The following is a 23,448-nucleotide window of genomic DNA, read 5'->3' on the forward strand; positions in this document are numbered from 1 at the left end:
ATTCGTTCCCTTTGTCACGTAGTTTTTCAACCTGCCTTCCTTGCTTGTGGGCCATTTTCATTTATGCTAAAATAAATTGTTATTTGCGCATATAAAATAAGTATCTATATTATATATAAGAATCCTGCGAAACGAGGTATTATGGCTAATAAGTTTGTTTCCGGCACGCTTATCCTCACCTTGTCCGGCTTTGTCGTCAAGGCCATTGGCAGCGTCAACTGGATTATTTTATCGAGAATATTGGGAGGTGAAGGCATCGGCATCTATCAAATGGCCTTTCCCATTTATCTCTTGGCACTGGAAATTTCCAGTGCCGGCTTGCCCATTGCTATTTCCATCATTACGGCGGAAAAGGCGGCACGCGAAGACTACGGCAATTGCCAACGCGTCTTTCACGTCTCTCTGACACTTTTAATGACGACAGCCGTCATTCTCAGCATTATCGTCTACTTCGCCTCGTCTTTTCTCATTGAATATCACGTCATTCGCGACGGACGCGCCTATTATTCCCTCATCGCCCTCGTGCCGGCAATCTTTTTTACAACGGTTATTGCCGGTTACCGCGGCTACTTGCAAGGATGGCAGCAAATGACGCCGACGGCCCTCTCTCAAATCGTTGAACAGCTCGTACGCGTTGTGACGATGCTCGCCTTCGCCTACATCCTCTTGCCGTACGGACTTGATTACGCCGCCGGCGGAGCCAGTCTCGGCGCCGGCCTGGGCGGTATATCGGCCCTGCTCGTCCTTCTCTGTTTCTACTATAAATTGAAGCGGACTATTCCGTCAGCGACGGCGGGTTTTCCGAAAGAACCGGTAACGACGATTCTAAAGCGGTTGGTGGTCCTCGCCGTTCCCATTTCCATGGCGAGCATCATGCTGCCCGTCGTATCCAACCTGGATCTCATAATCGTCCCGTACCGGCTGGAAGTGGCAGGTTTTGCAACACACAAGGCAACGGAACTCTTCGGTTATTTGACAGGCATGTCCGTCCCTCTCATCAACTTGGCGACTATCCTCACTGCGGCCATGGCCATGAGCCTCGTACCGGCTGTCAGTCACAGCTTTACGCTGGGAGATAAAAACGGGATTTACGAACAGACTGCCGGTGCCGCCCGCATAACGCTTCTCGTAACGATCCCTTTCAGCGTTATGCTCTACGTTCTGGCCGGGCCCGTCGTCTCCTTTATTTACAACGCCCCGGCGGCGACGGAAGCGACTGCCGCCATTGCACCGGCCATTTGCTTCCTCGGCATGCACCAAATTACGACGGCCATTCTCCAGGGTCTGAAAAAGCCGAAAATACCGGTTATCAACATGTTTATTGCCTGCATTGTAAAAGTTATATGCAACTGGTTCCTCGTTGCCGTTCCCTCCTTCGGCATTACGGGCGCCGCTTATGCGACGGTTGCCGACATCGGTGTGGCCGCCGGACTGAACCTCATTTTCATTTATAAGTACACCGGCTATATACTGGATCTGCGTGTCGTCGTGCGCAACACGATTATTGCCGCCGTCATGGGCGTGTCCATGTACTTTATACACGCCTCTCTTGCAGCCGTCCCGACAAGCCTCTTTATCGGACTCCTCGTAACAACGGCCGCCGGCTCCGCCGTTTACCTTGTCCTCATGTCTCTTTCAGGCGGCCTGACGCGACGAGATGCGCAGAAGCTGCCTTTCTTCGGAAAGTATTTTTATTAAACCCGAAAGACGCCGAAATCTCACTTTTTTCGCGAGTTTTCGACGTCTTTTAATGTGCCCGGTTACGGTTCGGGAATACAATTTGCAATAGGCTTGGTGAATTCCATGTGTTCAAAAAATTTATGGGTCTTCCATAAAAAAGCGCTGAAGGCGCTGAAAGTCAGGCGGAACCGAAAGTGTTCAAAGCTGATGGGACCTTCAAACATGGCTATACGGTCGAGATCGTACGGATTATCCCACGGAAAGTCGCGTCCCGCGTCAATTGTAAAACCGTACTTGTATCCGGCATTTTGTGTTTCTTCCAGAACCGTATCCGTAAACTTTCCTTCCGGAAAAGCAATGAAGTCACACGGCCTGTTAAGGTGCCATTCGACGGCCTTCTTCGAACCGACGAGCTCATGGCGCATGTCGGCACGGTTAAAACTGTCCAAGGGGCGATGGCTGAGCGTATGGCTGCCGAATTCCATGCCGGCATTGCTCATTTCCTTCACCTGGTCCCAGTTTAAATACCCCGGCCGACCGACGAAATCCGTAATCAGAAAAATCGTACCGACCATATTATATTTCTTTAATATAGGATAAGCATATTCATAATTGTCGACATAGCCGTCATCAAAGGTGATGAGTATGGGCCGGTCCGGTAAGTTTGACGTGTTACCTTCCATATACTGTTCAAATTGCTCCAATGTAATGGAGTGGTAGCCGTTTTCACTGAGATAGCGAATTTGTTCTTCAAAATTCTCCGGCTTCATGGTCAGAACCGTATGAAACTTATTATTAACCTGATGATAATTTAAAACAGGCATGCCTGTAAGGTGATAATTGGTAGACGCAAAATACCAATAAATTAAGGCTCCCGACAACAAAACGATGAATGCCAGGACTATCCCCAGAATCCATGTGCAAATCTTTTTCATGAACACGACTTCCTCTCGGAGAAATTACGTATGTAGCATATCATATTCGCCGAAAGGCCGCAACAACGCCACTTCACTGACGTTTTGTCATTTTTCCGTCACGTCAAATCCGTTTTCTTCAAGCTTTCTGCCGGTAACTAAATTCGTCTTCACTCATGCAAAAACGGCCGAACTCATCTGTATTGACTATTCATGCAAACGCAGCTGCTCTTTTTAAACCCAAAGAGCAGCTGTCGACATTTTTCAGTTCAGAACTTTCTCGGGCATTCCGTTCCCATTACTCATGGATTCGCCATTCATTAAGCCATTTGGCGGTCTTTGCGGTATGATGGTCGACAATGTCGCTATGCCCCGAATCAAGACCGGAAATTTCGGCCATTTCGGCATCGGTTAAGGAAAAATCCCAAATATCAATATTCGCTTTCATCCGTTCTTTTTTAACGGATTTCGGGATAACGACGACACCGCGCTGTACATTCCAGCGCAAGACGACCTGTGCCACGGACTTCCCGTGTTTCTCCGCAATGGCAAGCAGCTCGGTATTGGTAAATATATTGTGACCGCCCCGTGCAAGAGGTCCCCACGCCTGTGGTACAACGCCCAATTCCTTCATTACTTTAATCGCTTCTTCCTGCGCGAAGAAGGGATGAATTTCCACTTGGTTGACCATGGGCGCAATTTTTGCATTGATGCAGAGATCGGTGAGCCGATCGGGATAGAAATTGGAAACACCGATGGCGCGTATTTTCCCTGCTTCATACAATTCCTCCATGGCACGCCATGCACCGTAGTAATCATTAAAAGGTTGATGAATCAGGTAGAGATCCAAATAGTCAAGCCCCAGTTTTTTCAGCGATGTCTCAAAGGCCTTCTTAGCACCTTCATAGCCGGCATCCTGTACCCAAAGCTTCGTTGTAATAAAAAGTTCGTCACGGGAAATCCCGCATTTTCGAATAGCCGCGCCGACGGCTTCTTCATTAAAATATGCCGCCGCCGTATCAATCAACCTGTACCCCGAAGCAACAGCATCCAGCACGACTTGCTCACACTGAGCCAAGTCTTCCACTGTAAAAACTCCGAAACCTTCCATAGGCATTTGAACACCGTTCTTTAATGTTACATTTTCCATCGTACAGTCCTCCTGTTCTTGTCGTCGCATTTAATAAACACTGCTACTCATTATGATATCCGGTAAAGATTGATTTCAACTATGCGGCCGTTCGCTCAGCTTTCCATAGAAATAAGAAAAACTGTAAAAATAACCTTCCTTTATGCCGTAAATCCGTCCAGCCAATTGAGCGGCTCCGATGCTGCGACACTGCCGCCGTGAACGGGAAATCCTTTGTCTATACGCGCCTTCGCAGCGAAGCGGGCAATATCCTTTTCACTCATACCCATGCCGCTTCCTTTTATGTGCCTCCTTTTTTCTTTCTGTACATATCATACAGCAGAGGCCGTTGACTGAGAATCTCCAAAATGTTACATTGGTTTTAACTTTAAGTTCATATCGGAGGTTTAAAATGATCAGCACACAGCTCTCCATATTCATCACAACGGCAGACTGCGGCAGCTTCAGCAAGGCGGCCGAACGGCTGTTTATTTCGCCTACGGCCGTAATGAAACAGATTAACACACTGGAAGCCCGGCTTTCCCTTCCCCTTTTTAAACGCAGTGCCCACGGTGTCCGCCTCACACCGGCAGGCGAGGTAATCTATAAAGACGCGCGCTTTCTCACGGATTATGCTGCTCAATCTGTCGAAAAGGCCCGTCATTCCATGACGACGAACACACAGGTGTTTCGTGTAGGAACATCTATACTCAACCCGGCAAAGCCCTTCATGGATTTATGGTATCAGGCAAGTTCAATCTTCCCGAATTACGCACTTAATCTCGTCCCCTTCGAAGATAATCACGACGGAATTCTTGCGGAAATTACACAACTCGGGGAAAAATTCGACTTTCTCGTCGCCGCCTGCGAATCCGATATGTGGCTGGAAAAATGTAATATGCTGCCACTGGGTCATTTTGAGGTTATGTGTGCCGTATCACGTACGCACCGTCTCGCCCGCAAGGAGCGGCTGATGCCGTCCGACCTCCGCGGGGAAACACTGCTCATGGTTGCCAAAGGTGATTCCAAGACAAACGACGCCGTACGGCGCACCTTGGAAAAGCATAAGGTACATATAGAAGATACGGCATATTTTTATGATATCTCCGTCTTTAACAAATGTGCAAAATCGGAAAAGGTACTGCTTACGCTTTCCTGCTGGAAAGACGTGCATCCCGCCCTTATCACAATTCCTGTAGAGTGGGATTATGCCGTTCCATACGGTCTCCTTTATTCCCTTCATCCGCCGGCACATATTGAAAAATTTATTGAAACCCTGAGTCGGCCAAAATAGCATAATTATATATGCAGTCTTTCCGGTTATAACGGAGTTGATACCGAAACGCCTCCGTAAGGAATAATTCCGCCGGAGATTTCGTGTTCATTGCCGAAACAAACATGCAAAAAAGCTGCCTTCCGGCAGCTTTTTCCCATAATCCGAAAACTACGGTGATACTCACGTAATTCGTATTTTATGAATGCATAATACCGGCCCTGCGCAGAGCCGTAATGACGGGCGTAATCAAAAGCCCCGAAACGACAGCTTCAGGAAGGCCGTTCGTTATTGTAACGGCAACCATAATATTGATGACGTTGCCGAAGGGAATCCCCTTGGCTGCAGCATACGTATTGCCGATGAGTAAGGTATACGCGCCAAGGAAGAGGAACGTATGTAAAATCGTCGCTCCTACGGCAGTTCCCATGGAACGAATCCAAAGAGAACATCCCCGCTTCTTGAGAAACAGGTACAGTTCGTAAGCCGCAAGGCCCAGAAGAATGCGCGGTATAATGCACACGAAAGCATCATAGATAATGCTCGTCTGTACGGCAAAAAGCATAAGTGCGCTCGGAGCCCGTAACGACTGGACAAAGGAAAAGACGCCGAACATAAAGCCCACCGTCATACCGACCCGTCTGCCGCCCGTAATTGCCGCAATAATCGTCGGTATGTGCAGAATAGTCGCATCGACGACAAGCAGCGGGATAAAGCCGTATCCCGTAGCACCTAAAAAGACCGTAATAGCCGACAAGAGTCCGGCAATCGTCAATTGCCGGACATTCATAAAATTGCGCCGCAAGGGCATTTGGCTTACTTTTTCCATAATAATTCCTCCGTTCTCGTTCCCATTCAGAGATACAAGGCGTATTTAACATATGCAGGAAATCTGCCTGTCCGGTGCACTTCCGCAGAGATAATGCCCATATTGAACAGTAACTTTCCTCTATGTCTTGTTCAGTATATCACAATCTTTTTTGTTTGCCAATACATTAATTTGAAATAAATAGACACAAAAGACCTGCAACACGCACAGGTGTTACAGGTCTTTTCTCTGTATTCTTATGCTTCTACGGGATATACGCTTACCTTCCGTTTGTAACGGCCGGCACATTCGTACGCAACCTTTCCCGCCGCCTTGGCAAACAATGTGTCATCTTTACCGATACCTACATTGGTGCCGGGATGAAAATGCGTACCGCGCTGACGAACGAGAATATTGCCTGCCTTGCAGATAACGCCGTCATGGCATTTAACGCCAAGGCGTTTGGATTCGCTGTCACGACCGTTACGCGTACTGCCCATCCCTTTTTTATGAGCGAAGAGCTGTAAATCGAAATTGAACATTTTCTTCACCTCCCGATCTTATGAATAAAGCACGACATACTCAGGATATTGCCGCGCAATACGTTCCATTCCCAATATCATGGTTTCCAACAGAACACGCGCTTCGGCTGCATCTTCCTGCGTGTATGCGGAAAGAAACCCTTCTTTCTGTTCATACACGACATTGTCTTCACCGACATACTGCAGCATGCCGAGTAAAGTTGTCTGTGCCAAAGCGGATACGGCGGCACAAATGATGTCATTTCCCGATTCACTCCAACCGGCATGACCGGAAACGGTAAATCCGCAAAGACTTTTATTTGCACGCCTTTTCATATTAATTCGTATCATCAGCCTTCAATCTTTTCGATAACAACTTTTGTGAACGGCTGACGATGGCCTTGACGGCGACGGTAGTTGGATTTCGATTTGTATTTGAAGACGAGAATCTTCTTTTCCTTGCCTTGCGCGATTACTTTACCCGTAACCTTTGCACCTGCAACAACGGGAGTACCGATTTTTAAATCGCCTTCTCCGCCTACTGCCAATACTTCATCAAATATGACGGCAGAATCAACATCGTTTTCCAGTTTTTCGACAAAAATGCTGTCGCCTTCCTGAACGCGATACTGTTTTCCGCCCGTTTTAATAATAGCGTACATGGTGACACCTCCTCATCACTGGACTCGCTGAATACGGCGCCCTGCGGGCTTACGGCCTCTTCATGCGGCTTTTGCACAGCCACGTATGTATGCTATGACTTTTATATTCTATATGACAATACACGCCTTGTCAAATTTTTCTTCCCAAGGAAGTGCAATAAAAGCACCGCTTGCCCGGCTACGGCATATACTAACTGAAATAACGGCTCAAGCCGTCGACAATGCTTTCGGCGAAATTCTGCTGCTGTGCGTCCGTATTAAGTGTCCTTTCTTCCTGCGGATTGGAAATAAAGCCCAATTCAAGAAGAGTTGCCGGCATAACCGTGTGCAGAAGAACGTAGAAGTTGGCCGCATGAACACCGCGATCACCGAAGTTCGTAGCCTTCATGTTTTCCCTGTGCAAGGCCGTAGCAAGCTGCAGTCCTTCTTTCGAACCCGTACCGTAGTAGGCCGTTACACCGCCCGGTTCAGCCTGATCGCTTGCGTCGATGTGAATGGAGATGAAGACGTCGGCAGCAGCAATATTGGCCACGTTGCACCGTGCCTGCAATTCTTCAACGGCACCTGCATGAGGGCCGTATACGTCCACATCGGCCGTACGCGTCATGACAACCGTCGCGCCCTGAGCCGATAAGAGAGCCTGCGCTTTCTTGGCAATAGCGAAAGTAATATTCTTTTCCTGAGAATATGAACCGACAGCGCCGGAATCCGTGCCGCCATGCCCCGGGTCGAGGCAAATTACCTTCCCTTTCAGACCTTTCGCAGTAGACCGCTTGTACGCCGGAATCGAGGTAACGGGCTTATTGGCCGGCTTCGAGGCCTTGTCATTGCCATAAGTCCCCATATTCAAGTGTTTCCATTTGTGCCACTGCCTGACCTTGCCCGACTTATCGTTAATATCGATGACGACGCGGCTCGCCGCACTTCCCGTCGGTCCGAGGGTAAAAACCTTGATATCGTCGGTTGTCACCTTGTAAGGCAAGCGAAAATTGATATCCGTATTATTCAAGCGCTTGGCAAGCGTAATCTTGGAGACAATATTTTCATCAGCCTTATAATCGGTTTGTAAATCGGCCGCTACTTTCGTTCCGGGTAAGGTTACGGTTACATATTGACCGCTCTTGTCAACAAAAAGCTTCGGCGTTACTTTATTATTTACGTCCAGTACAGTGCGTACGAATGGTATATTCGCATCATTGCGTGTCGCAACACGCACAGCGCTGATTTCCGTCGCCTCTGCCGCCGCAACCTGATAAAGCGGCAATATGCACAGAATCACCAGAAAAGGGAATAACAACAATTTTTTCATGCTTTCACGCTCCTTCTCAGCAATGCTTTATTATAGCACGTTGCCAAAACATGCGTAAAACACGGAAAGCACCGTCCTTTATCAATTTCAGCACATGTTCATAACAGGTTGCGGTTCTCAACTGCAGCCCGAAATCCGGTCTTTTCCAACTGTGCCCATATCTGCGGTACCGCATCGGCAACCTCTACGGGCGTATATCCGTACGGGCCTATCCGCCGGCTGCAATAATCACCGGCCGCCCCGTGCACATAGACGGCGGCACAGGCGGCCGTACAAAGATTATCCATGCCGTCATGGCAAATCATGGCAGCTGCAAGACCGCTCAAAATATCGCCCATGCCGCCGGCGGCCATACCGGCATTTCCCGTCGGGTTCAGACATATCTTCCCCGTTTCTGCAGAGACAACGAGCGTCGGCGCCCCCTTGAGGATGAGGTTGACGCCGTATAAAGCGACGAAGTTTTTTGCCGCACTTATTAAGTCGCTTCTGATATCCGCAACGGAAAGACCGCCGAGACGGGAAAATTCCGCCAAATGTGGCGTAATGATCGTTCGACTGCCGTAAGTATGAAAGAAATCCATATGGCCGCAAAGCGCGTTTAGGCCGTCCGCGTCGATAACGAGGGGGCACTTCGTGCCGGCCGCTACGGTATAAATAAATTCGGTTAAGCCCGGCCCCTTGCCCATACCCGGTCCCATGACGATAACCGACCAGTTTTTACTCGCCTCAATGATTTCGGCCGCATTTTCCGCCGTAAACGACGCCGTCTCTGCAGGACCGACGGCGTGAACCATGATTTCCGGCTGTCTGCCTATACAGTAAGGCGCTGTTCCGGCCGGCACGCAGAGGAAGACCTTGCCTGCGCCGCCGCGTACGGAACCGTGCGCCGTCATGAGAGCCGCTCCGGCCATATCGCTGCAGCCCGTGACGACACCGACCGTTCCGTGCGTTCCTTTATGACTGTCCGCACGGCGAGGCGGTACATGAGCAGCTATATATTCTTTATCTAAAAGGCGGACGTCGCCTTCTTCCGTCTTTTGCAAAAGCCTTACGGGCAGCCCGATGGCATCGAGTTCCGCATGACCGGTATATGCTTTCCCGGGATAGAGGAATTGACCGCATTTATAGGCGCCGAAGGTGACCGTCAAATCCGCCCGTACAGCCGTACCTTCTACGGCTCCCGTATCACTGTTTACACCGGTAGGCATATCGACGGCTATAACCGTTCTCCCGCCGTGACCGGAGCGGCCGTTGACGGCAGCGACAACACCTGCGAAGGGCTCACGCAATTTTCCTGAAAAGCCCGTCCCCGTGAGGGCATCTATGACGACATGAGCCGCCTCCAGCTCACGTAGAAACCGTTTTTCTTCACTGCCGTCACGGTAAAGTCTGAAGTCGCACGTACGGTCTTCATGCAGTCTGCACAGAGTCTGTAAATGGGCACCGCTTTCCGGGCTGTAGCCGTCCGCAGCAAAGGCATACACCGTTACCGAGCCGCCTGCCGCCGCAATATGCCGGGCCGCTGCAAATCCGTCGCCGCCGTTATTTCCCCTGCCGCAGAGGATCAGTACTTTTTTATTGCTCCAGCCGCCGACAAATAGGCCGCCCCGGTCCGCAACGGCGCGGCCGGCGTTTTCCATTAACACGGCAGGAGCAATTTTATACTTACCGTCCATGGCCGTCCTGTCGATCTGCTTCATTTGCGCAGCTTTCTTCAGCACATTCATCTTCTTCTCCTATTCTTCCCAAAGGACCTGAGCGACGGCATAATCGCCGTCATGGGAAAGCGAAAGGACAGGGCTATGCGGCGAGATTTGCCGCGCCGTGTCCGCATACGTACCGTAAAGCTTCAGATACGGTGCGCCGAAATCATTATGACACACTTCAACGTCGCGCCACAAACCTTCGCGAAAGCCCGTACCCAGGGCTTTGTAAAAAGCCTCCTTGGCCGCATAATGACCGGCAAAGGCTGCCGGAGCCCCCTTGCCCTTACTGCGGCAGTAGGCGATTTCGCCGGGCGAAAAAAGGCGTTCTTTTTTGAAAAAGGGCTTCTTCATCACTGCCTCTATACGACTGATTTGAACCAAATCAATACCCAAACGCATGATCTCCTCCATATAAAAACAACCTGCAACAAAGTTACAGGTTATTTTTCATATTTACCATTTTTGCATACGAATACATACGGACAGCCCTTCCAAAAGAACTCGAAAGGTTTGAAAGGATACGGTCATATCCGAATACACGCCCTCCGCCGGCTTATACGACAGCGTCACGGTGCTTTTCTGATAATCATATATAAAACCGTGTAAATTACTTTCATAAGTATATTTTTTTACGGGTACTTCAAAGCGAGGCGGTTTTTCTTCATCCAAGCCGTGCAGTAATTTTGTAATGAGCACGTCCTTCGGCAGCCCGCTTTGCAGCATTTCTTCCGTAAAATTATCGAGTACAGACATGACGGCTCCTAGTCCTGATCAAAGAAGTGCGCATGAATGGCGCGTACGGCCGTATCGACATGTTCTTCGCCGATAAGGCAGGTAATACTGATTTCGGACGTCGAAATAATTTCGATATTTATGCCGTTGTCTCCCATAAGGCCGAACATGCTGGCCGCAATTCCGGGGTGACCTGCCATGCCGGCACCGACGACAGAAACCTTACCCATCTTTTCATCAATGAGTATATCTTCAATATCCATATCGCGGCGAATATCGCCGAGAACGTCGCATACGAGGGCCGAGTCGTCACGGCTGACCGTAAAGGTAATGTCCGTTACGCCTTCGTTGGCAACGCGCACGCTCTGCACGATCATGTCGACATCAATATTTCGGTCCGCCAATTCCGCGAAAATACGATATGCGTGGCCCGGTTTGTTGGGTACACCCAAGACCGTGACCTTGGCGACATTTTTATCTTCCGCTACGCCGCGAATCAAGTACTGCTTTACTTCCATGGAATAATCCTCCTGTATCATCGTCCCTTCCGTTTCGGCAAAGGTGGAGCGTACGTGAATGGGTACATTAAAGCGGCTGCCCATTTCTACGGCCCGCGGCTGCATAACGCCCGCACCGAGTTTGGCCATTTCCAACATTTCACCGTACGTAATTTCTTCCATCTTTTTCGCGTCCGGAACAACACGAGGATCGGACGTGTAAATACCGTCCACATCCGTATATATTTCACACGCGTCCGCATGAATGGCGCCGGCAACGGCAACGGCTGTCGTATCGGAGCCGCCGCGGCCGAGCGTCGTTATATCGCCGCCGTCGGTCATGCCCTGGAAACCGGCAACAATGACAATATTTCCTTCATCAAGAGCATTAATGACGCGCTGTGCATTAATTTCCAAAATGCGGCCTTTATTGAAGGCATCGCTCGTAACTATTCCGGCCTGCGCACCCGTAAAGGAAACGGATTTGCGGCCGGCTTCTTTAAAAGCCATAGCCATAAGGGCAATGGAGATTTGTTCGCCCGTTGAAAGGAGCATATCCATTTCGCGGCCATACGGCTTGGACGTAATTTGACCTGCCAAAGAAACGAGTTCGTCAGTCGTATCGCCCATAGCGGAGACGACTAAGACGATTTTATCTTCCTCTTTCATGTCCTTTAGGACGCGCCGCACAATGGCACGCATTTTATCCGGAGTGGCAACGGAGCTGCCGCCAAACTTCTTAACGATTAATGCCAATGTAATTCCCTCGCTTTTAGAATTATCTGTGTGAAGATAATTTGCTTCTATATGGACCGTACATAGGAAAATAATAGCATGCCGGGCGGCAAAAGTAAAGAAAACGAGCCTGTCAAACGGCTGACTCATGCTGTTTTCCCTATTCCCAAGTTCGCAATAACCATTAACTATACAAAAAAGGAATGATCGCATAAAACCTTATTTTATCTTTGCAATCACGCCGGTTTGCGGTATTAAGTTATTTATTTCACTAGCTTTCTGCGGTATAATAAATATACAGACCGTAATGACGGCTTACGACAGACAAAGGAGGCAAATACCATGAGAAGCGTACCGAAAGAAGTATACGCCTTGTACGATAAGTTATTCCGTTTAAGAGAAGAAGTGATGACTGACGGCGAACGACTCTTTGCAGAATGGCTGCCGTATATTGAACGGCGCCCCTTCCGCTTCAGTGCCCTCAACTTGGCATATTATCTCTCCGTCCGCTGCCATGACCTGCGCCCTCTTCAGGAGGAGCTGGTTCCCCTCGGCCTCTCCTCTCTCGGCCGCAGCGAAGCCCGGACAATGGCCAATCTCGATGCCGTCATGGCCACGCTTGGCCGCCTGTGCGGCAAAGAAGACAATCTTATCGACTATCCCTCGTCCAAGTGGTTTTTTCACGGTGACAGACTTTTGGCGCATAATACGGGCCTTATTTTCGGCAGCCATGCCGAACATCACACGCACATCATGGTAACCTTGCCTACTGAAGCGGCAACGGACTATAAACTGGTCCGTAACCTTCTCCTTGCCGGTACCGATACGGTACGCATCAACTGCGCTCACGACGATCAAACCGTTTGGAAGGCTATGCTGGCAAATCTGGAAAAGGCGAAAAAAGAAACACAAAGAGACTGTCGCATCTATATGGATTTGGCCGGGCCGAAAATTCGCATCTCTCAAATCCTTTTTACAGGTGATGCGGATAAACTTTATAACGGTGATACCTTCTTCCTGGCCAGGGGAAATATCTCCGATTATCCTGCCGACGCGGCGGGAAAGATCATTCTTACCTGCAGCATTCCGATTGTCTTCTCCGCCTTAAAAGAGGGAGATCCCGTTCTTATCGACGACGGCAAGCTGACCGCCCGGGTCAGCTTGATCACGGAGCACGGTGCATATCTCACCGTGGCGGCAACAAAAGAAAAAGGCTTCCGCATTAAAAGTAAAAAGAGTCTCAATTTCCCGGACACCTCCTTGGATATTACACCGCTTACGAAAAAAGACCTTGCCGATTTGGATTTTATGATTCAATATGCCGACAGCATCGGTTATTCCTTTGTCCGCAATGCCGACGATATCAGGCTTCTCCAGAAGGAGCTGAAAAAACGGCTCGGCAAAAAAGCTTCGTCTCTTGCAATCATTGCCAAGATTGAAACGAAGGACAGTGTCAAAAACCTGCCTGAGATCATTATGCAAGCCGCTTCCAAGCAGCCTTTCGGCGTTATGATCGCCCGCGGAGATCTGGCTGTGGAAGCAGGGTATCATCGCCTGTCCGAACTTCAGGAAGAAATTCTTTGGATTTGCGAAGCTGCTCACGTTCCCGTGATTTGGGCAACACAGGTTCTGGAAACGATGGTCAAAACGGGAATGCCTACACGAGCGGAAATTACTGACGCCTCCATGAGTGAGCGGGCCGAATGCGTCATGCTCAACAAAGGACCGTACATCGTAAAAGCGGTCTCCGTGCTCGTTGACATTTTATGGCGCATGAAACAGCATCAATACAAAAAAGCGGCCCAACTGCGGGCCTTAAACATCGCCATCATCACGGTAAAAAAGGAATCGTCCGAATAAAGACAAAGAAAAAACGGTAGGAGAAACTTTCTCTTACCGTTTTTTTTCAATGTGACGAGTAATCAATAAGCCGAGTTTTGTTCTGCCTGTGCAGCGGTAATCATCTATCTGGGCAGGCCGTTGCCGGCCTGCTCGAGCGACACAACCCGGAAGATCAGCGGGCCGCTTCATCCCTTCCCTATTCGGTCTTGCTCCGGATGGGGTTTACCTAGCCGATAAGTTACCTTACCGCTGGTGCGCTCTTACCGCACCGTTCCACCCTTACCACTTGCGTGGTGGTACACATTTCTGTGGCACTGTCCCTAAAGTCGCCTTCGCCGGACGTTATCCGGCATCCTGCCCTGCGGAGCTCGGACTTTCCTCCAATACTGTCGTATCAGCGATTACCTTTCATACTCGTCACCCGCTATGATACGCTGCCGTTTACGTACCGTCAAGAGTGAAACCGAAACACGGCCTCCGGCCTATTCCTTTAGGGCCCGGCGCAGAGCCGCCACGGCAGCGGCTATATCAGTCTGCGAAACAACGGCGCTGATCATGGCGAAGGAACGAAAGCCTTCTCTGTAAAGGGCACCGATATTGCCGAGTCCGATGCCGCCTATAGTGACGACAGGCAATGGAAAATCGAGGGCAAAGCGCTTCGCATCTTCGCTCACCACTTCATGGGCATCCTTTTTCGATTCCGTCGGAAAGAGAGGGCCGAAACCGACATAATCGGCATCATCCGCCAGAGCCGCCTTCATTTCGTCAATCGTGTTAACCGAAATTCCTATAAAGATATCTTCCCCTGCAAGAGTACGCGCAATAGAAACAGGCGCATCGTCCTGCCCTACGTGAATGCCGTCGGCACCGCAGGCCAACGCAATATCGACGGAGTCGTTCATAATAAAAGTGGCGCCATGAGCCCTGCACATGGCGGCAATATCTTTCGCTTCCGCATATTTCTCGCGCCATGTCTTATGTTTTTCCCTATACTGAATGATCCGCACTCCTGCAGCCAACAGCAGTTTAGCCACGTCCCGGTTTTTTCGCCCCTGCGACAGTTCTTCACCCATTACGGCATATATGGGATCCGTCCGTAATTGTTGTATATGTTCCGCTTTCGTCATGGTATGCCTCTCTAAAAATAACCGATAAAATCTCTGCTCGTCGGGTCGACGGCAAAAACCGTCTGCCAATTGCGTTCCGCTCCGGCAGCGGAGAGAATACGCTGCAGCTCAAAGACAACGGGAAATTCCGTGCCGTAATGACCGCCGTCGACAAGGAGAATCCCCTGTTTTACGGCTTCTTGGGCATCATGGTACTTTACATCGCCGGTCAGATATAAGTCGGCACCCGCTTCTACGGCGGCAGGCAGGAAGCCCGCGCCCGACCCGCCGCAAAGGGCAACGGTACGAATATCTTTATCACATGCGCCGCTATAGGGGAGGACGGAGCGATTTAATTTTGTCTTAATAAAGCTCAGGATCTCCGCCGCTTCAAGGGTTTCCGCAAAAATACCGACACGGCCCATTGCCGCCTCCCCCTCTCCCATGGGCCGGACATCGTTGAGCTCAAGCAAAGACGCAAGTACGTCGTTTACGCCGCCGGCGGCGCTGTCCAAATTAGTATGGGCACAATAAACACCGATGTCGTTTTCCAAAAGTGTGCGGAACATGCGTCCGTCATACGTGTCGGTCCGCAAAGCCCTGAGCCCCGAAAAGATAACCGGGTGATGACTGATAATGGCATCAAAGCCCTTCTCCGCCGCATAGACCGTATTTTCTTCCGTCACGTCGAGGGTCAGTAAGACAGACCTCACTTCTTTTTCCGGCTCACCTACGAGGAGCCCCGGATTGTCCCATGCTTCCTTTAAATTTAAAGGCGCCAGACGCTCCATTTCCGCAATTATTTCTTTGAAAGGCACTGCCATTTTCGTCCCTCCCATTCTTCAATTTCAGCTGCCAACATTTCCGTGCGCTCCGACCGGCCGGTCCTGCTCTTTAACAGGCCGTCGCGCAGCCGTTTTTTCTTGCGTATAATCTCTTCAATCAAGTCTCGTAAAAAGGGCGGCTTTTCTTCCCAATTGCGCGGGCCCGTTTCATACTGCCATTCGGGCACGGCCCTTTCTTCACCGCGCACGGCCTTGATTATCTCATAGAGCTTATGCCCTTCTTTGACGATTCGTTCCGCTTCGATGCGATACCCCGCCGAAACAACATACTTACGTACCTCGGCAGCTTCACTCATGGGCTGCAGGACGAGAAATTCCAAGCTCTCCCGCACATCCGGCGACGCCGCCAGTATGTCCGTCATAAGCGCTCCGCCCATGCCGCAAATAACGGCGCCGTCCGCTTCGCCCGGCCTGATCCCTTTTAATCCGTCTGCAAGACGGCAGTCTATTTTCCCCGCAAACTCGGACTGTACGGCATGTCGTTTTGCCGACTCGAGGGGTCCCACGGCCACGTCCGTCGCAATGACGGCCGGACAGGTGCCGGCTTCACAGAGCCATACGGGCAAATAAGCATGATCCGTGCCCACATCGGCAATGACTGCGCCTTGCGGCACAAGAGCGGCAACGGCGGCAAGGCGTTTACTGAGTTTCATCGGTATCTCCTTTTTACTGTCGCGAAGCCGGCAGTTATAAAAAAAGCTATTCCGCAAGGTTGCGAAATAGCATGGTCTGCAATGTGGTGGGCCTACTTGGGTTCGAACCAAGGACCAACCGGTTATGAGCCGGTGGCTCTACCGCTGAGCTATAGGCCCGGAAAGCAAGGGCTGGCAACCTTGCCTGCTTATTATACGATAAAAGGCGAAGAACCGTCAAGATAGGGCCGGCTGCCGCGGCAGCCGGCCCTATCACGGATTTTGCTTATTTCTAAGGCTTTAATTTTTTTAATTCTTCCGTCAAAGCGGGCAATGCTTTAAAGAGATCGCCTACAATACCGTAGTGGGCAAATTCAAAAATAGGCGCTTCCGGATCTTTGTTGACCGCAATTATCATGGGCGCTTCCTGGAGCCCCAGCTTATGCTGAATAGCGCCGGAAATGCCGAGGGCAATATAAATTTTGGGTGCGATTTTCTTGCCTGTAATGCCGATTTGCTGATCGTGCGTTGCCCAACCGTTGTCGACAAGGGGCTTCGATACGCCGAGAGCGGCACCGATCGATGCGGCAAAGGCGGCTACTTTAGCCAAGCCTTCTTCATCGCCTACGCCGCGGCCTGCACCGACGACGATATCCGCCGTTTCCAGCGTGAGTTCCTGCCGTTCCGCCGGTACCGGTTCGAAGGAAATTACCTTCTGCTTCGCTACGACTCCCTTCAGGTCCACCGTTTCATGAACGATTTCACCGCTGCGGCTGCCGTTGAAAGTATTGCCGCGGAAAATCTTATCACTGATCGTCGCGAGCTGCGGCCTTGTCGTAGTCAGAATCTTGACATAGACCTTACCCGTAAAGGCCGGGCGAATCCAGGTGAGCGAATCGTCCTCTCCTTCGTAAGAGCAGTTGATGCAGTCCGCCACCAGGCCCAAGTCCATTGCCGCCGAAAGACGTCCGCCCAAATCGCGGCCGTTATAGGAAGCACCGATGAGAAACACATTGGGCTCATACTTCTTAATAACTTCTTCCGCCGCCTGTGTATAAAGCGTCGAATCGTAAGCTGCAAGCTCCGTATTATCAAGGACAAGGGCAATATCGGCGCCGTAACCGATCGCGTCTTTGGCGGCAGCCTCGCCGCCGGACGGCAAAAAGGCCACCAAGGCTTTTTGCTTGCTGTCGGCAAGTTCTCTCCCTTTACCGAGCAATTCCTGACTGAGCTGACCGACTTTTCCTTCCGTTGCTTCCGTATATACCCATACACCTTGTTTCATATCCATTTGCCAGCCCTCCTTAAAGTACTTTGTCGGCAACGAGTTTGCCGATTAATTCATGTACAGCCGCCTCTTCGTCGGCACCTTCCACCATGACGCCGACGGCGTGTTTTTCCGGCGCGAATACGCCTGATACGGCAGTTGCCGAACCGGCTTTACCTACTGCCGAGGCTTCAAGCCCCAAGTCTTCCAACCGCCACGTATCGAAGACCGCCTTCTTCGCGTTCATTTTACCGCGAATCGTAGCGGATCGGGGCGCGTTGGCTTTTTCCGTTACGGAGCATACTGCAGGCAGCTTCGCTTCCAACGTCTCGACACCGCCGTTGTGACGTACGATTTTTACCGTATCGCCGTCGACGGAAACCTGATCCGCATAAGTCAGCAGGCTCATGCCCAAACGCTGCGCAACAGCCGGCGGAATCTGTCCCGTGTCGCCGTCCGTCGACTGTCTGCCCGTAAATACGAGGTCGACATCACCGATTTTTTCAACGGCTTCAGCCAATATCTTACCTGTTGCCAACGTATCGGAACCTGCCATTCGTTCGTCCGAAACAAGCACGCCTCCGTCGGCCCCCATGGCAACGCCGTCGCGCATGGCATCGGCAGCCGTAGCCATACCCATGGACACAAGTGTCACCGTGCCGCCTGCAGCATCTTTTACGGCCAGAGCCGCTTCTATGGCATGCATATCGACGGGATTCAACATAGACGGAGCGCCGATACGGACGAGATTGTTCGTCTTCGGATCGAGCTCAATATCGGAAACGGACGGTACTTGCTTGACTAATACTACTATCTTCATCTTCCATTCCTCCTCTTGTTGTGACTTTCAACCTTTATAATGACAGTATATATTATTTTTCTTTTTATATCAACTAATAATAATTACTTTTTATTAATTATACTCATTTAGAATATTTACCTATAAAAGATGAGCGAAAGGCATATATGCGAAACGGGACGTATTGCAACAGCTCGTCCCGTATTCCTTATAATATTTTTGATAAAAATTCTTTCGTTCTTTCTTCCTGCGGATTCATAAAAAGATCTTCCGGCTTGCCTTCTTCCAGAACAACACCTTCGTCAATAAAAAGGATCCGGTCGGCCACTTCGCGGGCAAAACCCATTTCATGCGTGACGATGGCCATGGACATACCTTCTTCGGCGAGCTCTTTTATGACATCCAAAACTTCCCGCACCATTTCCGGATCCAAGGCGGACGTCGGTTCGTCAAAGAGCATAAACTTCGGCTTCATGGCCAGGGCTCTGGCAATGGCCACACGCTGCTGCTGGCCGCCGGACAAAGTGCCGGGATAGGCATCCTTCTTATCAACCAGTCCGACTTTTGCGAGAAGCTGCACCGCCGTTTCGACGGCTTCCTCTTTTCCTGTATGACGTCCCTTCATGGGAGCGAGAATAATATTTTCCAGAACCGTCATGTGCGGAAAGAGATTGAAGCGCTGAAATACCATGCCCACTTCCATGCGCACTTCATTTATTTTTTTCGCCGAATCCATGCTGATACCGTCGACTATAATTTCGCCGGACGTCGGTTCTTCCAAGTAATTAATACAACGCAGAATCGTACTCTTGCCGGAACCGGACGGACCGATAATGACGACTACTTCTTTATCGTGAATGGTCAGATTGACGCCTTTTAAGATCTCATGCTTACCGAATGATTTTTTTAAGTCCTTAATTTCTATCATCTACTGCAAACCTCCGTTCCAAGTATGTGACCAGCCGGGCGATGCCGAGCGTCATAATCAGGTAAATTACGGCGACGGACACCCAGATTTCCAAGGCGCCGTACGTCTTGGAGATGATCAACTGGCCGCGGCGCGTAAGCTCTTCGAAACCGATAACCGATACCTGTGACGTTTCTTTGGTCATGGAAATAAACTCGTTTCCCAGAGGCGGAATGACGTGCTTAAAGGCTTGCGGCAAAATGATGTACAGCATGGTCTGCATCCACGACAGACCGAGAGAACGGCCCGCTTCCATTTGTCCTTTGTCGACGGACTGGATGCCGGCGCGGAAAATTTCCGACACATAAGCGCCGCTGTTGATGGAACACGCCGAAACGGCAGCCACAAAGGGATTGATCTGCTGGCCGATGATGCGCGGTAAGGCGAAATAAATGAGAAATATTTGCACCAGTATGGGCGTACCGCGAATAATATTCACATAGCAAACGCAAACGGCGTTCAGTATTTTATTGCCCGACAGGCGGCAGACGCTGACAATGAGGCCCAAAATAAAGCCGAGTCCTACGGACATGGCCGTAATTTTAATGGTCACGCCTGCACCCATTAACAGTAACGGCAAAGAATTTACGATTAAATCAACATTCATTCTCTCCCCACTCCTCTATTTTCCCAGCTGATGTATAAGTTTATATATGTTTGTATCGAATTTAAGGCGAACCGTATGCGCCTCTTCGTACGGTACGGCGGCAATTTTTTGCCCGACAGAGCCGATAATACAGTTATACTGCCCCGCAATAAGGGTATCTACGGCCTTTTGCGCAAAAAGTCCCGCCATAATCGAGTCGTACGCCGTCGGCGAACCGCCGCGCTGAATATAGCCGAGAACGGTCAAATTCGCTTCCAGGTACGTGTGTTCCCGTATGTAATCGACGACGGTGCCGCTGTTTGCCGCTCCTTCGGCAACAATAATAATACTGCTGCGTTTCTTCATACCGTGCGATGCCAGGAGATCGCCGCAGAGGGCCGCCAAATCGACGGGCTTTTCCGGCGTCAATACCGCTTCGGCACCGACTGCCAGACCCGAATAGAGGGCGATGAATCCCGCATGGCGCCCCATGACCTCTACGACGGCCACGCGGTCATGAGAAACGGCAGTGTCGCGAATTTTGTTGACCGACACGAGAACCGTATTGACGGCCGTATCCAGTCCGACGGTGTATTCCGTACCGATCATGTCGCCGTCAATGGTACCGGGAATAACAACTGTCGGCATACCGAAAGAGCTGAGGGCCTGCGCCCCCTTCATGGAGCCGTCACCGCCAATGACGACGAGGGCGTCTATCTGTCGTCGCCGCAAAAATTTTGCAGCCCGTTCCTGCACGTTGCGGTCAAAAAACTCCTTACAGCGGGCCGTACGCAAAAATGTGCCGCCCCGCTGAATCGTCTCACCGACGGCACGCCTGTCGAGGGGACGCATTTCTTCCTCTATGAGGCCGGCATAGCCGTGGGCAATGCCTTCCACGGCGATCCCCTTGCAGTCGGCATAGCGCGTAACACCGCGAATAGCCGCATTCATGCCCGGCGCGTCACCGCCGCTTGTCAGTACCGCTATTTTTTGTATCATTTCGCTTCTCTTCACCCCCTGTGCCGCGTTTGACAAAATATATGTTTGCATTCTTAATATGTTCAACGATCATGTCCACAATTTGTGACGCACCGCCGCGCGTCGTGTCAACAGTAAAATCACAGTACGGATATACGGCCTTCCACTGTTCCATCATGGTGTGCACGAAGTTCTGTAAATCATCGTAGTCCACAGTGGGCCGTTTCCCGATGTGGCGTCCGACGCGCTCCGTTACGCGATACGGCTCGGACACAAGTGCGACGATAATGCCGTGACGATGAAGAATGCGGTAGGTCTCAATATTCATGGGAAAATTCCCGCCTACGGAAATAACGGCCTCGTGATAACGGCTCACTTGATGCAGAATGGCAATTTCTTTTTCGCGAAAGGCCTTTACTCCGAAAGACCCGTAGTATTCGGCAATGGACATGGCCGTATCCCGCTCCAGACGACGATCCGTATCGACGAATTGCCAGTTCATACGCTGTGCCAATTTACGGCCGATATGACTCTTACCGCTTCCCATCATACCGACGAGAACGATATTTCGCTTTACCATTGCTTCCCCCCTTATGCCGAATTTGAAAATCTATACGTGTTGTGGGCTATATTATAACAGAAAAAATCAGCAAATAACAGTATAAACATAAAAAAAATAGCTCATTTTATGCATTATTTATGATAAATCTGCATAATATGAGCATTTTGGCAGTATATATGAAGTTTTATTTTCTCTCGTCGTTGCCGTAAGGAACAATGAGAAAGGTTAATTGCAAAGCTTCACCGGTCCGTTTGATTTCTTTCAGCTCCGTTCGCACGGGCGGAAAGGCTTCGTCAAGGACATCGAAAAAACGGATGATATCACTGTACGAACCTTCAGCCGTACCTTCGTATCCGCCTTCTTTCGCTCCGCTTTGCCGTAAAGACAAAAGCTGTACCTTACAAACTGCAGCCCGCTCTTCCAAGAGGCCGGGAAAGTCCGTTTTTTCACCTATGGCAAAGGGCCGGCTTTCGCCGCCGTCACGGTCGTCCGTGTCATACGCCGCCAAGAGACGATTGGTTTCACGCCAATTGCGGCAAAGATCGTAGAGAGCCGCATCACGACAGAATAAAAAGAAGAGGACACAGCTTGTAAGACCTATAATGAAAGGCATGTATTTTTCTTTTATGTCATTGATGCATATCACCGTTTATCTCCACCGTCAACTCAAAGCGGGCCGCCTTTTCTTTTCCCTCGACGCGACGCACGTCGACACGTGCCTTATCCATTGCCTTCGTCAGCCTCCCCTGCCAGACGGCAATATCTTCTTTTCTTTCCGTCTTTGCCGTGACGGTAAAAACGTTGCGCGTACAGGACAAGGATTCAACTTCTACGCCGGCCGGCTTAGTCCCGCTGAGAGCTACGAGCAGGGACGTAATATGCGTTCGCCCGTCAAGGCGCCTCTTCAGTTCCTTGGCGGCCCGTTCGGCCTCCCGCCCTTTCCCGTTGGCCGCAGCCACACGTTCCGCCACGGCCCGGCCGTCTGTGCAATAAGCGGTGTATTCACGTTGCAGAACGCGTTCCGTAACCTGCCCTGCTATAGCCGTTAATACGCAGGCGCTGATGAGGATGATTTCCACGGCGGGAGCATATTTCTTCAGCGTTCTTTTACCAATTTCTTCAGTCTCTTCTTTTTCAAGTAAATTGAAGCGCATATGCCGTGCGTACAACCCGGTCACGAGCAGAGCCGCCGTACCGGAACAACCGGCATAAACGGCCTTTTGCAGCCACTTCGAATCGCCATGAACCTGCAGCGAGTCTGCCGCATCGGCGTCATCACCGTTTTTTTTCTCTTCGCAGACATAAGCCTCGACGGAACGAGGTTTTAAGACGACAGTATGGCGAAAGGCGCCGTCATCAATGAACACGGTACCTTCATAAGCGGAGCAAAAATCCCGTACCGCCGCCGGCAAAACGTCTACCGCCAAAAGAGTCACTCCCTTTTTGACACAACAAGCGTGCAAAGCCGCTATGAAGTCCTGCGGATAGGCGGCGGCAAGCCATTCGTACTCGTTACTGCCCGCATCTTTTTTCACGCACCGTACATCAAAGAGATAGCCGTCACCGCTGTCCAACATAATGCCGCTCCAGGCGACGGACTGCTTCGCTTCTTTGCGGCTTCTTGTCGGCAGAGAGACCGTGCGCATGACAAGACGCTCATCACCGATGATTATATAAATACCGTAGTCCGCAAGACCGTAAACGTCAATACAATCGGCCAAGGCAAGGAGCATTCGCCCGTCGCCGGCCCTACGCTGTGCCGGCGTATAATCGTACTGCAGGTATTGGCACATATTCGTACGATAAAAGCGCGTCTTTTCTTCCTTTAATATATATAAACCATTTTTCCCCGGCCAGATGACGGCCTTGCGCCTGCAAAAACTGTTCATCATATTACA

At 50.5% G+C, this 23,448-nt stretch carries 26 protein-coding genes, 1 tRNA gene and 1 other RNA gene; 3 read left to right on the forward strand and 25 right to left on the reverse strand.

Translation table 11 applies throughout. The features are described 5' to 3' along the window. Positions 1-141 precede the first annotated feature (141 nt). Entirely contained in the window at positions 142-1,698 is a 1,557-nt protein-coding gene (locus BQ2674_RS03370) for a putative polysaccharide biosynthesis protein (RefSeq protein ID WP_075572447.1), read from the forward strand. Positions 1,699-1,760: 62 nt separating this feature from the next. Here the strand turns inward: BQ2674_RS03370 and BQ2674_RS03375 are convergent, their stop codons facing one another. From BQ2674_RS03375 to BQ2674_RS08645, 3 genes are all read right to left on the reverse strand, one after another. Next, complete coding sequence (locus tag BQ2674_RS03375) at positions 1,761-2,615, reverse strand: polysaccharide deacetylase family protein (RefSeq protein ID WP_075572448.1); 855 nt, start codon at positions 2,613-2,615, stop codon at positions 1,761-1,763. Positions 2,616-2,892: 277 nt separating this feature from the next. Continuing rightward, positions 2,893-3,744 (reverse strand): aldo/keto reductase, encoded by an 852-nt coding sequence (locus BQ2674_RS03380; protein ID WP_075572449.1) that lies wholly within the window; start codon positions 3,742-3,744, stop codon positions 2,893-2,895. Between the two features lie 140 nt (positions 3,745-3,884). Next, positions 3,885-4,007 (reverse strand): hypothetical protein, encoded by a 123-nt coding sequence (locus BQ2674_RS08645; protein WP_268872864.1) that lies wholly within the window; start codon positions 4,005-4,007, stop codon positions 3,885-3,887. 128 nt (positions 4,008-4,135) lie between these two features. Between BQ2674_RS08645 and BQ2674_RS03385 the strand changes: the two genes are divergently transcribed. After that, entirely contained in the window at positions 4,136-5,017 is an 882-nt protein-coding gene (locus tag BQ2674_RS03385; protein ID WP_075572450.1) for a LysR family transcriptional regulator, read from the forward strand. A gap of 178 nt (positions 5,018-5,195) precedes the next feature. Here the strand turns inward: BQ2674_RS03385 and BQ2674_RS03390 are convergent, their stop codons facing one another. From BQ2674_RS03390 to BQ2674_RS03430, 9 genes are all read right to left on the reverse strand, one after another. Beyond that, positions 5,196-5,825, reverse strand: a complete 630-nt coding sequence (locus tag BQ2674_RS03390) for an ECF transporter S component (RefSeq protein WP_075572451.1) — start codon at positions 5,823-5,825, stop codon at positions 5,196-5,198. Positions 5,826-6,061: 236 nt separating this feature from the next. After that, positions 6,062-6,346, reverse strand: a complete 285-nt coding sequence (rpmA, locus tag BQ2674_RS03395; RefSeq protein WP_075572452.1) for a 50S ribosomal protein L27 — start codon at positions 6,344-6,346, stop codon at positions 6,062-6,064. Positions 6,347-6,364: 18 nt separating this feature from the next. Further along, positions 6,365-6,661, reverse strand: coding sequence for a ribosomal-processing cysteine protease Prp (locus tag BQ2674_RS03400; protein WP_235828801.1), 297 nt, complete (start codon positions 6,659-6,661; stop codon positions 6,365-6,367). Between the two features lie 14 nt (positions 6,662-6,675). Beyond that, complete coding sequence (gene rplU / locus BQ2674_RS03405) at positions 6,676-6,987, reverse strand: 50S ribosomal protein L21 (protein ID WP_075572454.1); 312 nt, start codon at positions 6,985-6,987, stop codon at positions 6,676-6,678. 190 nt (positions 6,988-7,177) lie between these two features. Then, the gene (locus tag BQ2674_RS03410; RefSeq protein ID WP_075572455.1) at positions 7,178-8,296 is read right to left on the reverse strand and encodes an N-acetylmuramoyl-L-alanine amidase family protein; all 1,119 of its coding nucleotides are present in this window, start codon (positions 8,294-8,296) and stop codon (positions 7,178-7,180) included. A gap of 98 nt (positions 8,297-8,394) precedes the next feature. Beyond that, positions 8,395-10,023: a bifunctional ADP-dependent NAD(P)H-hydrate dehydratase/NAD(P)H-hydrate epimerase gene (locus BQ2674_RS03415; RefSeq protein WP_075572456.1), complete on the reverse strand. Its 1,629-nt coding sequence runs from the start codon at positions 10,021-10,023 to the stop codon at positions 8,395-8,397. 9 nt (positions 10,024-10,032) lie between these two features. Further along, positions 10,033-10,413 (reverse strand): holo-ACP synthase, encoded by a 381-nt coding sequence (gene acpS / locus BQ2674_RS03420; RefSeq protein ID WP_235828802.1) that lies wholly within the window; start codon positions 10,411-10,413, stop codon positions 10,033-10,035. A 42-nt stretch (positions 10,414-10,455) separates the two neighbouring features. Continuing rightward, positions 10,456-10,755 carry a hypothetical protein gene (locus tag BQ2674_RS03425; RefSeq protein ID WP_075572458.1) on the reverse strand — a complete coding sequence of 100 codons (300 nt, stop codon included), beginning with the start codon at positions 10,753-10,755 and terminating at the stop codon, positions 10,456-10,458. Positions 10,756-10,763: 8 nt separating this feature from the next. Continuing rightward, on the reverse strand, positions 10,764-11,987 hold the full coding sequence (locus BQ2674_RS03430; protein ID WP_075573340.1) for an aspartate kinase: 1,224 nt from the start codon (positions 11,985-11,987) through the stop codon (positions 10,764-10,766). A gap of 321 nt (positions 11,988-12,308) precedes the next feature. On the opposite strand from BQ2674_RS03430, the gene BQ2674_RS03435 reads away from it, so the two are divergent. Next, the gene (locus BQ2674_RS03435; RefSeq protein ID WP_075572459.1) at positions 12,309-13,826 is read left to right on the forward strand and encodes a pyruvate kinase; all 1,518 of its coding nucleotides are present in this window, start codon (positions 12,309-12,311) and stop codon (positions 13,824-13,826) included. A gap of 51 nt (positions 13,827-13,877) precedes the next feature. Here BQ2674_RS03435 and rnpB read toward each other — a convergent pair. From rnpB to BQ2674_RS03500, 13 genes are all read right to left on the reverse strand, one after another. Continuing rightward, positions 13,878-14,225, reverse strand: an RNA gene (rnpB, locus tag BQ2674_RS03440) — RNase P RNA component class A. A 65-nt stretch (positions 14,226-14,290) separates the two neighbouring features. After that, the gene (gene thiE / locus BQ2674_RS03445; RefSeq protein ID WP_075572460.1) at positions 14,291-14,935 is read right to left on the reverse strand and encodes a thiamine phosphate synthase; all 645 of its coding nucleotides are present in this window, start codon (positions 14,933-14,935) and stop codon (positions 14,291-14,293) included. 11 nt (positions 14,936-14,946) lie between these two features. Continuing rightward, a complete protein-coding gene (locus tag BQ2674_RS03450; protein WP_075572461.1) occupies positions 14,947-15,738 on the reverse strand; it encodes a Nif3-like dinuclear metal center hexameric protein in 792 nt (263 codons plus the stop codon). After that, positions 15,714-16,412 carry a tRNA (adenine(22)-N(1))-methyltransferase gene (locus BQ2674_RS03455; protein ID WP_075572462.1) on the reverse strand — a complete coding sequence of 233 codons (699 nt, stop codon included), beginning with the start codon at positions 16,410-16,412 and terminating at the stop codon, positions 15,714-15,716. The genes BQ2674_RS03450 and BQ2674_RS03455 overlap by 25 nt, the downstream gene beginning before the upstream one ends. Before the next feature lie 84 nt (positions 16,413-16,496). Next, positions 16,497-16,571 (reverse strand) — tRNA-Ile (locus tag BQ2674_RS03460). Between the two features lie 112 nt (positions 16,572-16,683). Continuing rightward, on the reverse strand, positions 16,684-17,682 hold the full coding sequence (locus BQ2674_RS03465) for an electron transfer flavoprotein subunit alpha/FixB family protein (protein WP_075572463.1): 999 nt from the start codon (positions 17,680-17,682) through the stop codon (positions 16,684-16,686). 13 nt (positions 17,683-17,695) lie between these two features. Next, positions 17,696-18,478 (reverse strand): electron transfer flavoprotein subunit beta/FixA family protein, encoded by a 783-nt coding sequence (locus BQ2674_RS03470; protein WP_075572464.1) that lies wholly within the window; start codon positions 18,476-18,478, stop codon positions 17,696-17,698. Between the two features lie 187 nt (positions 18,479-18,665). After that, positions 18,666-19,385, reverse strand: a complete 720-nt coding sequence (locus BQ2674_RS03475) for an amino acid ABC transporter ATP-binding protein (protein WP_075572465.1) — start codon at positions 19,383-19,385, stop codon at positions 18,666-18,668. Then, complete coding sequence (locus BQ2674_RS03480) at positions 19,372-20,031, reverse strand: amino acid ABC transporter permease (protein ID WP_075572466.1); 660 nt, start codon at positions 20,029-20,031, stop codon at positions 19,372-19,374. The genes BQ2674_RS03475 and BQ2674_RS03480 overlap by 14 nt, the downstream gene beginning before the upstream one ends. A gap of 15 nt (positions 20,032-20,046) precedes the next feature. Continuing rightward, positions 20,047-21,009 (reverse strand): ATP-dependent 6-phosphofructokinase, encoded by a 963-nt coding sequence (locus tag BQ2674_RS03485; RefSeq protein WP_075572467.1) that lies wholly within the window; start codon positions 21,007-21,009, stop codon positions 20,047-20,049. Continuing rightward, positions 20,972-21,568: a shikimate kinase gene (locus BQ2674_RS03490; protein WP_075572468.1), complete on the reverse strand. Its 597-nt coding sequence runs from the start codon at positions 21,566-21,568 to the stop codon at positions 20,972-20,974. The genes BQ2674_RS03485 and BQ2674_RS03490 overlap by 38 nt, the downstream gene beginning before the upstream one ends. Before the next feature lie 166 nt (positions 21,569-21,734). Continuing rightward, complete coding sequence (locus tag BQ2674_RS03495) at positions 21,735-22,196, reverse strand: hypothetical protein (protein WP_075572469.1); 462 nt, start codon at positions 22,194-22,196, stop codon at positions 21,735-21,737. Then, complete coding sequence (locus tag BQ2674_RS03500; protein ID WP_075572470.1) at positions 22,180-23,442, reverse strand: hypothetical protein; 1,263 nt, start codon at positions 23,440-23,442, stop codon at positions 22,180-22,182. Before BQ2674_RS03500 ends, BQ2674_RS03495 begins: the two co-directional genes overlap by 17 nt. Between the last annotated feature and the right edge of the window lie 6 nt (positions 23,443-23,448).

Origin of the sequence: Megasphaera coli (genome assembly GCF_900095855.1) — a bacterium.
In the GTDB taxonomy this organism is placed as follows: Bacteria; Bacillota; Negativicutes; order Veillonellales; family Megasphaeraceae; genus Megasphaera; species Megasphaera massiliensis_A.